Origin of the sequence: Enterococcus xiangfangensis (assembly GCF_005405365.1) — a bacterium.
Taxonomy (GTDB): Bacteria; Bacillota; Bacilli; order Lactobacillales; family Enterococcaceae; genus Enterococcus_A; species Enterococcus_A xiangfangensis.
In genome coordinates, this window is sequence record NZ_BJDX01000004.1 from 22,811 (window position 1) to 35,386 (window position 12,576).

Sequence of the window (12,576 nt, forward strand, 5' to 3'; positions counted from 1 at the left end):
AAATGAATCAAAAAGAAAAAATGTTAGAATTGATCAAAAAGAAACAAGGCGGCGGACGCTCAAAACAAATGGATCTGCCAAAAAATGATCGAAAAAACATGCGCAAAGGACCAAAGATTTTTAATAAATAAAGTAGAAATCACAGAAGAGAGGCGATTTCATTGGGAAATAGTTGGATGCAGCGACTGACGAAATTTTATCAAAAGTATGCGTATTTGATGCGCGGGCGTTACGGTAGAGTAGACCAGATTAATAAAGCGCTGCTGATTGTTTGGGCGGTCATGCTGATTTTTGACCGTTGGAGCCCTTTTTATATTGGAAATGTCATTGCGTTAGCAGCTTTGGCATTGGTTCTTTATCGCTTTTGTTCAAAAAAAATCTATCCGCGAAGCAATGAAAACCAAAAATTCATTCAATGGATCGCTCGTGTAAAGGATTTCTTCACAGGCAAGGCGACCTATCGCTATTTCAAATGTCCTGAATGCAAACAAAAGATGCGGGCACCAAAAGGTCGTGGGAAAATCAAAGTGACTTGTAAAAATTGTCATACGCAATTCGTGAAAAAGGTCTAGTTTTTTAAACTAGGCTTTTTCTGATATCCTTAAAAAGAGAGGGTGAGAGTAAATGAAATTGATTTTAGTTCGTCATGGTGAAAGTGCAGCAAATTTTGAAAATTATTGGACAGGCTGGTTGGATGTCGATCTAACAACTAAAGGAATCGAACAGGCAAAAAATGCCGGCAAAAAACTGAAAGCAGCAGGGGTAGTAATTGACGTTGCGTATGAATCTGTATTAAAGCGTTCTATTAAAACGGCACAAATGATTTTACAAGAAGCAGAGGCACATTTTGTTCCTGAAAACAAAACGTGGCGGTTGAACGAACGTCATTACGGTGCATTAGTCGGAAAAAATAAAGATATCATCAAGCGAGAATTTGGCGCGGAGCAAGTAAAAAAATGGCGTAGAGGTTTTGATGAGGTGCCGCCATTAGTCAAAGAGAATCATTTTGATCGACGTTATGATAATTTAGATCCCGGTTTAATTCCTCTAGGAGAAAGTTTGCGGATGACTTCACAGCGAGTGATTCCGTTATGGCAAGACAAAATCGCTCCTGCTTTATTGGATGAAAAGACGGTCTTAGTTTGTGGGCATGGCAATAGTTTACGTGTTTTGGTCCAATACCTTGAAGCGATTCCTACAGATCAAGTTGACCAAATTGATATTCCTAACGCAACGCCTGTAGTCTATACATTTGATTCGCAATTAAAAATTAGTAAAAAAGAAATTTTATAAAATTATTATGTTAACTTAGAAAGGTTCATTATGAATTATATTTGGGATTTTGATGGGACAATCTATGATTCCTATCCAATTATGCTGAAGGCGCTGATGACGACTTTCAACGAATTTGAGCTGGAAGTAAATGAAGAAACAGTTTATCGAAAAATAAAAGAAGAATCGATTCGCCAAATGATTAGCGACTGGCAGTTGCCGGCACCTGCTTTTGATCAGAAGTACCACGCCTATGAGGCGCAACAAAACAAAGCGTCGTTTCCTTTTGCTGAAGCGAAAGAAACCCTAAAAATATTGCATGAAAAAGGCGGTCAGCACTTTATTTTGACGCATCGTACGGTGGAGTCGACTTGGAAATTATTAACGCGTGATGGGTTAGACGGATTGATCACAGCAATCATTGGCAGTGATTCAAATTTTCCACGAAAGCCTGATCCAGCAGCCATCAATTATTTCATTGCTAATTATCGGCTTAATCCTACCCGGACGGTGATGATCGGCGATCGCAGATTAGATATTGAAGCTGGCAGCAATGCGGGCATCCAGACAGTATTTTTTGATATCGATCATTTTGGTCAAAAAATCAAGGCGACACATTATATAAATAATTTAAAAGAAATGGTACAAATTTTTTGTACAGAAAGCTATAATTAGATAAATTGCTGATCCGCTGAAATGGTTGGTAAACTGGCAGTATATGATCTCAGCGAGGGACTGCAGCAGAGCATTTTTTGTTTGGATTGAGTGGGACTGCTGAAGTGATCAGATCAATGCAAAAATATTGGTAAGAAGCAAGGAGATGCGAAATGAAATTACAACGCGATCAAGAAGTTGTTGAGTCTTTTAATTACGGTCTTCCACCGAAAGATCAAGTCGTGAAACAGAAATTATTGATTAATTTTAGTCCTTTGGAAGCTGTTGATCCGAACTATCCAGCTGAAAATAGTATTATGGGTGTACGAGTCGAATGTGTTATTCCTTTTGAAGAATTTATTATTGGTGGAGTGTTTTCTCAAGTAGTCCATGTGATTGGACGCCAAGTTAGACAGCAAAATGATTTGACTGAAGCTGAAGCTAACGAGATGATTCGCCCACTTTTGAAATTGATCGAGCGAATGGTTTATGAAGTTACTGAGATCGCCTTAGATAAACCTGGGGTGAAAATTAATTTTTCTTCTAATACCAAATAATTTGTTTTCTCCGGCTTAAAGAGAGTCTAACATGCTAGTTTAGTCTCTTTTTAAGCCGGAGGATTTTTTGTGCTGGAATTTTTGAAATTTTTCATGTAACAATGCAAAATATAAGACAGATTATTTTATCTAGGGTATAATATTCAAGTCACTGAAGTGTAGGCGTCGCGCAGCTATATTTTAGGGTAGTTCGTTGAAGAACGGGTACCGGGAACCTTTACTTCCTTTGACAGACTTGTCATTTAGAAAGTTTTTTGATACTATCCGTTCAATTTTTCACAGTTATCTGCTCTTTTTTGTATTTAGCAATCGTATACGTACAAAATTTTTTTAAATTTTTACGTTAGAAAATCAAATCATTATTTATGAGTGGAAAAGCAGAATGTTGAATGATAGACGACTTTCGAAGCGGATTGGTTTTTCTTCGGAAAAATTAATTCAGCACATCACATAAGGAGGAATACAATGACAACTCTGTTCACTGTATTAGTGATCTTAGTATTCGTTGCATTACTTGTAGCTTTCTACCAAATGCAAAAAAAACATGTGAAATTTTCCAATCGTGTATTTGCAGGATTAGGAGCCGGAATTATTTTTGGCGGTATTTTACAACTTCTTTTAGGTAATGGTAGCAAGATTATCACGCAAGCGATGGAATGGATCGGGATCGTTGGTAATGGTTATATTTCATTATTACAAATGTTAGTAATGCCTTTAGTATTTATTTCAATCGTTGGTGCGTTCACCAAAATGAAATCAAGTAAAAAGCTTGGTAAAATTAGTGCCAATGTTTTAGTAACCTTATTGGCTACGACAGCAATCGCCGCTTTGATCGGTATTTTAGCTGTAATGGTCTTTGGTCTTGATGGGGCGACCTTTACGAAAGGTGCGGCTGAAACGGCTAGAATCAAAGAATTGGCGGATCGTCAATCAATGGTTCAAAACTTTTCAATTCCGCAACAAATTTTATCGTTTATCCCAAGCAATGTCTTTGCTGATTTTGCAGGCACTCGGCCAACAAGTACGATCGGCGTGGTGATCTTTGCGGCTTTTGTCGGTATCGCCTTTTTAGGAGTACGCCGCAAAGCGCCAAAAGAAGCAGAATTTTTTGCGAACTTGATTGACAGTTTGTATAAAATCGTCATGCGAATCGTGACATTAGTCTTGCGTCTAACACCATATGGAGTCTTCGCATTGATGACAAACGTGTTAGCAACAAGTGATTTCGAAGCAATTGTTAATTTAGGGAAATTTATTTTGGCGTCATACAGTGCATTGATCGTTGTATTATTGATGCATTCGTTGATTCTTCTAGGTGTTAAAGTTAGTCCAATCAATTTCTTTAAAAAAGCCTTTCCTGCATTGAGTTTTGCGTTTACTTCGCGTTCAAGTGCGGGAACATTGCCAATGAATATCGAAACACAAACAAAGGCTTTAGGTGTTGATGAAGCAACAGCAAACTTTGCTGGTAGTTTCGGTATCTCGATTGGTCAAAACGGCTGTGCGGGTGTTTACCCAGCAATGCTTGCAACAATCGTTGCACCAACAGTCGGTGTGGATGTTTTTGATTTGAAATTCATCGTGATGTTGATTGCGATCGTAACGATCAGTTCATTTGGTGTTGCCGGTGTCGGCGGCGGAGCAACCTTTGCTTCGTTGATCGTCCTAGGTGCGATGAACTTGCCAGTCGCAATCGTTGGTTTGGTTATCTCTGTTGAACCAATGATCGATATGGCTCGGACAGCGGTTAACGTTAGCGGCAGTATGGTTGCCGGTGTTGTGACCAGCGAACGCATTCATGAATTGGATCGCGACATCTTGCGTGATCAAAATGCTTCTATTGAAGTGAATTCATAATAATTAAAAGGCTTGGCTAGCGCAACCAAGCCTTTTTTGGTACACTTTTTTTGTGGGAATGGTAGGCTCGGATTACTAAAATGTACGTTGTAGCTGATTCCAGTTTTAATTAGAGAAGAGAGGAATAAAATGAATAGAAAGACAAGATTCCTATTAATATATACATTAGTTATTAATCATAAATAGGATGATGCCAGAAAATATTCGAGGATACCTCAACCTCTTTGGTTTACTTGGATATCTAGCGATTGGAAGTACTTTTTTTGTTTTATTTATTCGGAAATCATAACGACATTTCTTGATTAGTTGCTGATTCAAAAAGTCTTTTTAAATTTTTTATAATGAGGCGATAATCGAACATTCAAACGTGCGAGCCAAGTATGACCAGTAGTAAGTTCAAACTATAGAACAACAGTAATACGTTAGTAGTTATCTAGCAAAATAAGCAAACAGGAATTCGAGAGGAAAGTGACTAATTTGTTTAATGAACAAGTAAAAGTGATTTTATATGCGAACGATGTAAAAAAAGCCAGTTTATTTTGGCAAACGATCGGTTTTGTTGAGATTAGTTTTGAAGAATTGGATGGATCACAAGTTGCGGAAGTAGCAATGAGTGAAAGCAGTACGACGCATTTGGTGATTTATGATCGGGCATTTATTGAAAAGAATGATGATGAAGCGACTGAACCTGCACCAGCTTTGATCTTTGGCAGCGAGAATACGATCGACTTGTACAAAAAAATGCAAGAAGCTGGCATTCAATTAGGAGATTTAACTCAGATTGGTGAAGAATATGTCTTCAATTTTGTGGATACAGACGGCAATTATTTTGTAGTATCTGGCAAATAGTTTGTGTTTGTTTGTTTGGCTGGAAGGAGCGAGTGAGAATGGATCAAGTTTTTGTAATTGGCGATGTTCACGGCGAGTATACATTATTTCAAGAAACTTTGAAAAAATTCCAGCCGGACAAACAACAGCTAATCTTGATTGGGGATCTAAACGACCGTGGTCCGAAAAGTAAAGATTGTTGGTTATTAGGTAGGGAATTAGTTGAAAAATATCAAGCAATTTATTTACGAGGCAATCATGAGCAATATTTCTTAGAATTTATGGAGAGTCCAGAAGATTGGTTTCCAAGTTACATGTATAATGGCGGAAAAGAAACGATTGAAAGTTTGTTGCATAAAGGTGCGACAGAGGAGTATTCTCCTACTGAAATCGCAATGATGATCCGCAGTCGGTATCGATCGCTGGTGGAATTTCTGGCGGAGCGTCCATTTTATTATGAATGGAACAACTATCTCTTCGTCCACGCCGGCGTAGATTTAACGAAGCCTTGGCAGGAAAGCTCACTGCAAGACTTTTTATGGATTCGCGAACCGTTTCATGAAGGCAAGAATCAGACGGGCAAGACGATCGTATTTGGTCATACGATCACACCGATGCTGTATGGTGATATGCAAACGACCGCGCTTTGGCAATCCGATGGAAAAATTGGGATTGATGGCGGCGCAGTCTTTGGTGGCAGTCTTCATGGGGTTGTCTTTGATAAAAATGGGATCGTAAAAGATTATGAATTACCAAATACGACTGCATGGCGACCTGATTTTTAAGCAGTGGATGTGACAAATTGTCGCATCCTTTTTTTAAATTAGAGTTAACAGCTTTCTAATGATTTGCAATAGGTATCCAATCTATTGCAGAAACTCTTTTCTGAATTTTCTTGCAGCGAGGTCTATACAGCGGCAAAGCATGATAAAATAACTTTCGTATTTTGAATTTATTAGGAGGCACAAAGATGTCAGAGACAGCCAAAGGTCATCTATCAGCCGGTTTAACAGTTGCTATTTGGGCATTGACCTTTATTTCAACCAAAGTCCTGTTAAAAGATTTTTTGCCGATTGAAATTTTATTTATTCGTTTCTTGATTGGCTTTATTAGTTTATTGATCGTTTCACGAAAAATAGTCCCATTTAGAAACTGGCGTGAAGAGAGATATTATTTGATAGCAGGCCTATTAGGTGTCTTTCTTTATTATTATTTAGAAAATGTTGCATTGACCTTTACTTTAGCTATGAATGTAGGCGTGATCGGGTCGGTCAGTCCATTTATGACAGCATTAATCAGCCGGTTCATTTTAAAGCAAGGAACGATTCCACGGGTCTTTGTTTTAGGTTTTATTTGTTCAATGATCGGTATTTCATTGATTAGCTTTTCTGGAACGTTAAACGTGAATCCGCTTGGTGATGGCTTAGCGCTATTGGCTACGGTTTGTTGGGCAGCATATTCCTTGATCGTCAAAAAGATCAGTACTTTTGGTCAGGGGACGATTGCTGCGACGCAACGGATTTTCTTTTATGGGTTATTATGGATGGTGCCGGTCTTATTCTTTAGTATCGATACTTTCGATTTCTCACGATTCACCCAAATCACAAATTTCGGCAATCTCATCTTTTTAGGAGTGGGAGCGTCGGCTCTATGTTTTGTCACGTGGAATTTTTCCGTGAAAACTCTTGGAGCTGTTCGGGCTGCTGTTTATATTTATACGATCCCGATGTTAACGACGTTAGCGTCTGTTTTAATTTTAGCAGAACCACTGACTGTTAGAACCTTTTTCGGGATTTTGTTAACCCTGACTGGTTTGGTATTATCAGAATTGCCTAATTTTTTGCGCCAAAGAAAAATACGGGCTAACAAACGCCTTCACGACTGATAACGTGAAGGCGTTTTGATTTTACTGAAGAAGCATTCTTACTTGAAGTATGGTAGAATAAATAGGATTTTGAATGAAATGAGGAAGTAAAATGGCAGAAAATTTAAACCAAGAGATCATTCAACTACTGAACAAGGAACTGACTGATTATAGTGCAAAACAAATCAAAGTTGCATTGAATTTGTTAGCAGAAGGCAACACGGTTCCGTTCATCGCTCGTTATCGTAAAGAAATGACTGGCAGTCTGGATGAAGTACAACTTCGCGAAATCGAGGAACGCTACAATTATTTAGAAAATCTAGAAAAGCGCAAAAGTGAAGTCTTGCGTCTGATTGATGAACAAGGAAAATTAACTGAGGAACTAGCCCAAAAAATTCAACAAGCTGTCAAAGTACAAAAGGTTGAAGACTTGTATCGTCCTTATAAACAAAAACGACGGACTAAAGCTACAATCGCTAAAGAAAATGGTTTAGAACCTTTGGCGCAGTATTTGCTGAGTTTCCCGCAAACTGGAGATGTTTATGCGAAAGCGGGAGAATTTATCAATGAAACGGTCGCAAATGCCGAAGAAGCGTTGCAAGGGGCGCATGAAATCGTCGCCGAACAAATTAGCGACAATCCCGATTATCGTACTTGGATTCGTAATTTTACTAAGAAAAACGGTGTTTATCAAAGTAAAGTTAAAGATGCGGATAAAGATGAAAAAGGCGTTTATGAAATGTACTATGATTTTACCGAACCGATCAATAAGATGGTTTCACACCGAGTGCTGGCTTCTAATCGGGGTGAAAAAGAAGACATTTTGAAAGTCGCGATCGTTGCGGAAGAAACAAAGATTTTCGCTTATTTAGAAAATCAATTAGTGGAAAATAGTCGCGCGATTACCGTTGAATTTGTTCGAGAAGCGTACAAAGACAGTTATAAACGTTTTATTGGACCTGCAATCGAACGGGAGATCCGTAATGAATTAACGGAAGAAGCCGATGAACAAGCAATTAATATTTTTGGTGAAAATTTGCGTAATCTATTGCTGCAACCGCCATTGAAGGGAAAAGTCGTCTTAGGGTTTGACCCGGCTTATCGGACGGGTTGCAAACTTTCGGTAGTCGATGAAACGGGAAAAGTTTTAGCAATCGAAGTGATCTATCCCCATAAACCGGCTTCGCAAGCGAAACGGCAAGCCGCTGGACCTGCTTTTCAAATGTTGATAAAAAAATACGGCGTTGAAATGGTAGCAATTGGGAATGGGACAGCGAGCCGCGAATCAGAGTTATTCGTTGCTGAACAATTAAAGCAAGTCCAACAAGAAGTTTTTTATGTGATCGTTAACGAAGCGGGAGCCTCTGTCTATTCAGCTAGTGACATCGCACGGACAGAATTTCCTGATTTGCAAGTAGAAGAACGTAGTGCCGTCAGCATTGCTCGACGCCTTCAAGATCCGCTGTCTGAATTAGTAAAAATCGATCCCAAAGCAGTTGGAGTCGGCCAATATCAACACGATGTTGCTCAAAAACGTTTATCAGAACGATTAGACTTTGTTGTTGAAACAGCAGTGAACCAAGTGGGTGTCAACGTCAATACAGCAAGTCCGCAACTGCTGCAATATGCTTCCGGCTTAAATAAAACGACGGCTAAAAATATCGTGGACTATCGTGAAGAAAATGGCGCATTCACTTCACGGCCGCAATTAAAAAAAGTCCCACGTTTAGGACCAAAAGCTTATGAACAAGCAATTGGCTTTTTACGAATCCCTGATGCAAAAAATATTTTAGACACGACTGCGATTCATCCAGAAAGTTATGCTAGTGCCAAAGAGATTTTAAAATTAGCTGATGTCGAGTTGAAAACGTTAGGCTCAACTGAAGCTGCTGAAAAAATCAAAGCATTGCAAGTCCCACAATTGCAACAAGAACTTGAGATTGGGAAAGAAACAATCAAAGATATTTTACAAGCATTGGTTCAACCGGGCCGAGATATGCGTGACGAAATGCCGGCACCATTGCTGCGTCAAGATGTGTTGACGATGGAAGACCTGCAAGCGGGTATGGAATTACAAGGAACGGTACGTAATGTGATCGATTTTGGTGCATTCGTTGATATCGGGGTCAAACAAGACGGATTGGTCCATATTTCTAAATTGAGCAAAAATTATGTCAAACATCCAACTGATGTTGTTTCTGTTGGCGATGTGGTCACTGTTTGGGTTGAAGCAATTGATGTGAAAAAAGGCCGAATCAGTTTGACGATGATCCAAAGTGAAAAAAATGACTGATCAAGAATTACAAACGCTAGTCGAAAAGGTTTCGCAAGAATCTTTTCGACAACCGTTTTGTCACAATGCTCGTTTCAATCAGCGCTTGAAAACAACCGGTGGACGCTATCATTTACAAAGTCATGATCTGGACTTTAATCGTTTGGTTTTTGAAAAATATGGAACGGCGGAATTGATCAAAGTGATCAAACACGAGCTGTGCCATTATCATTTGCATTTAGCTGGTCGCGGCTATCAGCATAAAGATCTGGAGTTTAAACAATTGCTGAAAAAGACTGGTGGTTCTCGTTTTGCGCCGCTGTTAGCACCCGTTGTTTTTCAAGTGTATCAATGCCAGCAGTGTCAAAAAATGGTCAAACGCCGTCGCAAAATCGATACGAAAAAGTATGTGTGTGGAGGCTGCCAAGGGAAGTTGAAATTTTTGAAGACGATCGAAGCATAGTGTTTGTTCGATCCCATGAAGAAGAAAAGATTGCTATTTTTACTGTTTTATATGATAATGTGAACCGCAAACAATTTTGTACATATAAGGAAGATGATTAAATGAATAATAAAGATACACTTTATCATTTTGTTGGAATCAAAGGGTCGGGTATGAGCTCGCTAGCATTGGTCCTGCATGAAAAGGGCTACGATGTACAAGGTTCTGACGTCGAAAAATATTTTTTCACACAACGTGATTTAGAAAAAGCCAAGATCACGATCTTGCCATTTAATAAAGACAACATTAAAGCAGGCATGACAATCATTCAAGGAAATGCGTTTCCTGATACACACGAGGAAATCGCACAAGCAAAAGAATTAGGACTAGAGATCGTGCGTTACCATGATTTCATCGGTCAATTTATCCAGCCTTACACAAGTATCGCGGTGACTGGTTCTCATGGTAAAACAAGTACGACTGGATTGTTGGCACACGTGTTGAACGGTTTAGCACCAACCAGTTATTTGATTGGTGATGGAACAGGTCACGGTGTTCCAGATGCGACATTCTTTGCTTTTGAAGCATGTGAATACCAGCGTCATTTCTTAGCCTATGCTCCGGATTATTCGATCATGACGAATATCGACTTTGATCATCCGGATTATTTCAAGAGTATCGAGGATGTTTTTGAAGCCTTCCAAACATTGGCTTCTCAAGTCAAAAAAGGGATCTTTGCATATGGAGATGATGAATACTTACGTAAATTAAAAGCAGATGTGCCGATTTATTATTACGGTCTATCTGAAAATGATGACATCCAAGCACGTAATATTGTTCGAACAACGAACGGATCAGCTTTTGATGTCTATCATAAAGAAAAATTCATCGGACGTTTTGCCGTTCCTTCATTTGGTAAACACAATATTTTGAATGCTTTATCAGTGATTGCAGTCGCATATTTTGAAAATCTGGATATGGATAAGGTCAAAGAAGAAATGTTGACTTTCTCTGGTGTGAAACGCCGGTTTACAGAGAAAAAAGTTGCCGACATGATTATTGTCGATGATTATGCTCATCATCCAGCTGAAATCAAAGCGACCATTGACGCTGCTCGTCAAAAATATCCAGAAAAAGAATTGATCGCCGTTTTCCAACCGCATACGTTCACACGGACGATTGCTTTGATGGATGAATTTGCTGAAGCGTTGGATCGTGCCGATAAAGTTTATCTTTGTGATATTTTCTCATCAGCCCGCGAAATCGCTGGTGATGTGAAGATTGAAGATTTAGGCGAAAAAATCCAAAAAGGCGGACAAGTTATCAAAGAAGAAAACATGTCACCATTATTGGACCATGAAAATGCTGTAGTCATCTTTATGGGTGCCGGAGATGTTCAAAAATTTGAACGGGCGTATGAAGATCTATTGAGCAATACAACACGCAACGTATTATAATTTTTAAGGAGGGTTCAGACAACTTTTGTCAGAGCCCTTCTTTTAACAACGTTTAAGCAGATGAAGAACAACTATTTATATTTTAAAAATCTTTAGCACAAAGCATACACAAACTTGTGTTTTCATTGCTTTCTGATAAAATGATGAGGTAGAACACAATACGGAGGGAATGAGTTTGTATAATATGAAGGCTCGGAAAATAGGCAAGACGATTGATGAGATTGAGGAAGGCGACTCGTTATCGTTAACGGAGTCAATCGAAGATAATCAGATTCTTTTGTATTTGGGTTTGACAAATGATGCAAATCCTTTATACATCCAACACGATTACGCAAAAGAAACTGAGTATGAACAACCGCTTGTACCATCGATTATGGTGATGGGAATCATTACAAGCGCAATTTCAAAACATTTACCAGGACCGGGTTCTCATGTAGTGAATTTCTCCATCAATTTTATTGATCCAGTTTTTCACTATGAAACATTAACGTTTGAGTTTGAAGTAATCAAAGTAGATAAAATGAAAGATGTCGTAACGATCTCTGTTGAAGCGGTAGAATCCACTGACAACGAAGAAAAACGCATCTTGGATGCTGTGGTCATGGTAAAACCGCCACAAGTACAAATAGGAGATGATCTAAATGAATAATCAAGAAGCACGTGTATACGGATTGAACCGTTTCTACGGCAAAATCTATGCTTTTTTAGCATTAGGAATCGGGATCAGTGCTGTGATTTCATACATGGCGTTAGGACCATGGATATTCCAAGTTCAAAACTTTATCAATAATTTTCCGCTAGGTTTCTGGGGAATCTGGATTGCTGAAATCGCCCTTGTTGTTTTTCTGGGATTCAAAGCACAGAAAAATCCCACGTTAGCGATCGGCGGATTTATCGTCTATTCAGCATTGAACGGATTGACATTGGCCGTTACTTTGGCGATGTATGACCTAGGAACTGTGACTCAAGCGTTTATTACAGCTTCAGCGACATTTTTAGTAATGTCATTGATCGGTTCTTTCACTAAACGTGATCTTTCTGGTATCGGCCGAGCTGCTTTGAGCTGTTTGTTTGGGATCATCATTGCAATGTTGTTGAATGTCTTCTTATTGCAAAGCAGTGCAGTTGATTTCTTTATTTCAATTTTAATGGTAGTAATCATGTCAGGGATCACAGCTTACGATAATCAAATGATCCGCAAGATCTATCTAGGGACAAATGGTGAGGCAGGTAATGGGGTAGCGGTCTTTATGGCTTTGCAATTGTATTTAGACTTCATTAACTTGTTCATCTCATTTTTAAGAATTTTTGGCAGCAGCAAATAGAGACGAATATTCGTCTCTTTTTTTATTTTCAGCGATTAGAATAATTTT

14 protein-coding genes are annotated in these 12,576 nt (G+C 38.8%); all 14 read left to right on the forward strand.

What is annotated here, in order from left to right; all coding sequences use genetic code 11:
* Positions 1 to 2: 2 nt before the first annotated feature.
* The 14 genes from FFM68_RS13295 (at position 3) to FFM68_RS05980 (ending at position 12,528) form a co-directional block, all read left to right on the forward strand.
* Positions 3 to 131: a hypothetical protein gene (locus FFM68_RS13295; protein WP_275578068.1), complete on the forward strand. Its 129-nt coding sequence runs from the start codon at positions 3 to 5 to the stop codon at positions 129 to 131.
* A gap of 30 nt (positions 132 to 161) precedes the next feature.
* Positions 162 to 572 carry a hypothetical protein gene (locus tag FFM68_RS05920; protein ID WP_239585103.1) on the forward strand — a complete coding sequence of 137 codons (411 nt, stop codon included), beginning with the start codon at positions 162 to 164 and terminating at the stop codon, positions 570 to 572.
* Positions 573 to 624: 52 nt separating this feature from the next.
* On the forward strand, positions 625 to 1,293 hold the full coding sequence (locus tag FFM68_RS05925) for a 2,3-bisphosphoglycerate-dependent phosphoglycerate mutase (RefSeq protein WP_137618508.1): 669 nt from the start codon (positions 625 to 627) through the stop codon (positions 1,291 to 1,293).
* A 30-nt stretch (positions 1,294 to 1,323) separates the two neighbouring features.
* Complete coding sequence (locus FFM68_RS05930) at positions 1,324 to 1,947, forward strand: HAD-IA family hydrolase (RefSeq protein ID WP_137618509.1); 624 nt, start codon at positions 1,324 to 1,326, stop codon at positions 1,945 to 1,947.
* 152 nt (positions 1,948 to 2,099) lie between these two features.
* Positions 2,100 to 2,483 carry a DUF1149 family protein gene (locus FFM68_RS05935; RefSeq protein ID WP_137618510.1) on the forward strand — a complete coding sequence of 128 codons (384 nt, stop codon included), beginning with the start codon at positions 2,100 to 2,102 and terminating at the stop codon, positions 2,481 to 2,483.
* A gap of 465 nt (positions 2,484 to 2,948) precedes the next feature.
* A complete protein-coding gene (locus tag FFM68_RS05940) occupies positions 2,949 to 4,340 on the forward strand; it encodes an L-cystine transporter (RefSeq protein WP_137618511.1) in 1,392 nt (463 codons plus the stop codon).
* Between the two features lie 477 nt (positions 4,341 to 4,817).
* Positions 4,818 to 5,189, forward strand: a complete 372-nt coding sequence (locus FFM68_RS05945; protein ID WP_137618707.1) for a VOC family protein — start codon at positions 4,818 to 4,820, stop codon at positions 5,187 to 5,189.
* A gap of 38 nt (positions 5,190 to 5,227) precedes the next feature.
* Complete coding sequence (locus tag FFM68_RS05950; protein WP_137618512.1) at positions 5,228 to 5,953, forward strand: metallophosphoesterase family protein; 726 nt, start codon at positions 5,228 to 5,230, stop codon at positions 5,951 to 5,953.
* A gap of 185 nt (positions 5,954 to 6,138) precedes the next feature.
* Complete coding sequence (locus tag FFM68_RS05955) at positions 6,139 to 7,053, forward strand: DMT family transporter (protein WP_137618513.1); 915 nt, start codon at positions 6,139 to 6,141, stop codon at positions 7,051 to 7,053.
* Between the two features lie 91 nt (positions 7,054 to 7,144).
* Positions 7,145 to 9,325, forward strand: coding sequence for a Tex family protein (locus FFM68_RS05960; protein WP_137618514.1), 2,181 nt, complete (start codon positions 7,145 to 7,147; stop codon positions 9,323 to 9,325).
* On the forward strand, positions 9,318 to 9,767 hold the full coding sequence (locus FFM68_RS05965; RefSeq protein WP_137618708.1) for a SprT family protein: 450 nt from the start codon (positions 9,318 to 9,320) through the stop codon (positions 9,765 to 9,767). Before FFM68_RS05960 ends, FFM68_RS05965 begins: the two co-directional genes overlap by 8 nt.
* 101 nt (positions 9,768 to 9,868) lie before the next feature.
* Positions 9,869 to 11,203 (forward strand): UDP-N-acetylmuramate--L-alanine ligase, encoded by a 1,335-nt coding sequence (murC, locus tag FFM68_RS05970; protein WP_137618515.1) that lies wholly within the window; start codon positions 9,869 to 9,871, stop codon positions 11,201 to 11,203.
* A gap of 184 nt (positions 11,204 to 11,387) precedes the next feature.
* Positions 11,388 to 11,852: a MaoC family dehydratase gene (locus tag FFM68_RS05975; RefSeq protein ID WP_371851309.1), complete on the forward strand. Its 465-nt coding sequence runs from the start codon at positions 11,388 to 11,390 to the stop codon at positions 11,850 to 11,852.
* Positions 11,845 to 12,528, forward strand: a complete 684-nt coding sequence (locus tag FFM68_RS05980; protein ID WP_137618516.1) for a Bax inhibitor-1/YccA family protein — start codon at positions 11,845 to 11,847, stop codon at positions 12,526 to 12,528. The genes FFM68_RS05975 and FFM68_RS05980 overlap by 8 nt, the downstream gene beginning before the upstream one ends.
* The last annotated feature ends 48 nt before the right edge of the window (positions 12,529 to 12,576 follow it).

Coding starts and splice junctions, on each gene's coding strand:
- FFM68_RS05950 (WP_137618512.1), top strand. CDS start 5,228: ATGGATCAAGTTTTTGTAATTGGCGATGTTCACGGCGAGTATACATTA.
- FFM68_RS05980 (WP_137618516.1), top strand. CDS start 11,845: ATGAATAATCAAGAAGCACGTGTATACGGATTGAACCGTTTCTACGGC.
- FFM68_RS05940 (WP_137618511.1), top strand. CDS start 2,949: ATGACAACTCTGTTCACTGTATTAGTGATCTTAGTATTCGTTGCATTA.
- FFM68_RS05935 (WP_137618510.1), top strand. CDS start 2,100: ATGAAATTACAACGCGATCAAGAAGTTGTTGAGTCTTTTAATTACGGT.
- FFM68_RS05965 (WP_137618708.1), top strand. CDS start 9,318: ATGACTGATCAAGAATTACAAACGCTAGTCGAAAAGGTTTCGCAAGAA.
- murC (WP_137618515.1), top strand. CDS start 9,869: ATGAATAATAAAGATACACTTTATCATTTTGTTGGAATCAAAGGGTCG.
- FFM68_RS05955 (WP_137618513.1), top strand. CDS start 6,139: ATGTCAGAGACAGCCAAAGGTCATCTATCAGCCGGTTTAACAGTTGCT.
- FFM68_RS13295 (WP_275578068.1), top strand. CDS start 3: ATGAATCAAAAAGAAAAAATGTTAGAATTGATCAAAAAGAAACAAGGC.
- FFM68_RS05925 (WP_137618508.1), top strand. CDS start 625: ATGAAATTGATTTTAGTTCGTCATGGTGAAAGTGCAGCAAATTTTGAA.
- FFM68_RS05975 (WP_371851309.1), top strand. CDS start 11,388: ATGAAGGCTCGGAAAATAGGCAAGACGATTGATGAGATTGAGGAAGGC.
- FFM68_RS05930 (WP_137618509.1), top strand. CDS start 1,324: ATGAATTATATTTGGGATTTTGATGGGACAATCTATGATTCCTATCCA.
- FFM68_RS05960 (WP_137618514.1), top strand. CDS start 7,145: ATGGCAGAAAATTTAAACCAAGAGATCATTCAACTACTGAACAAGGAA.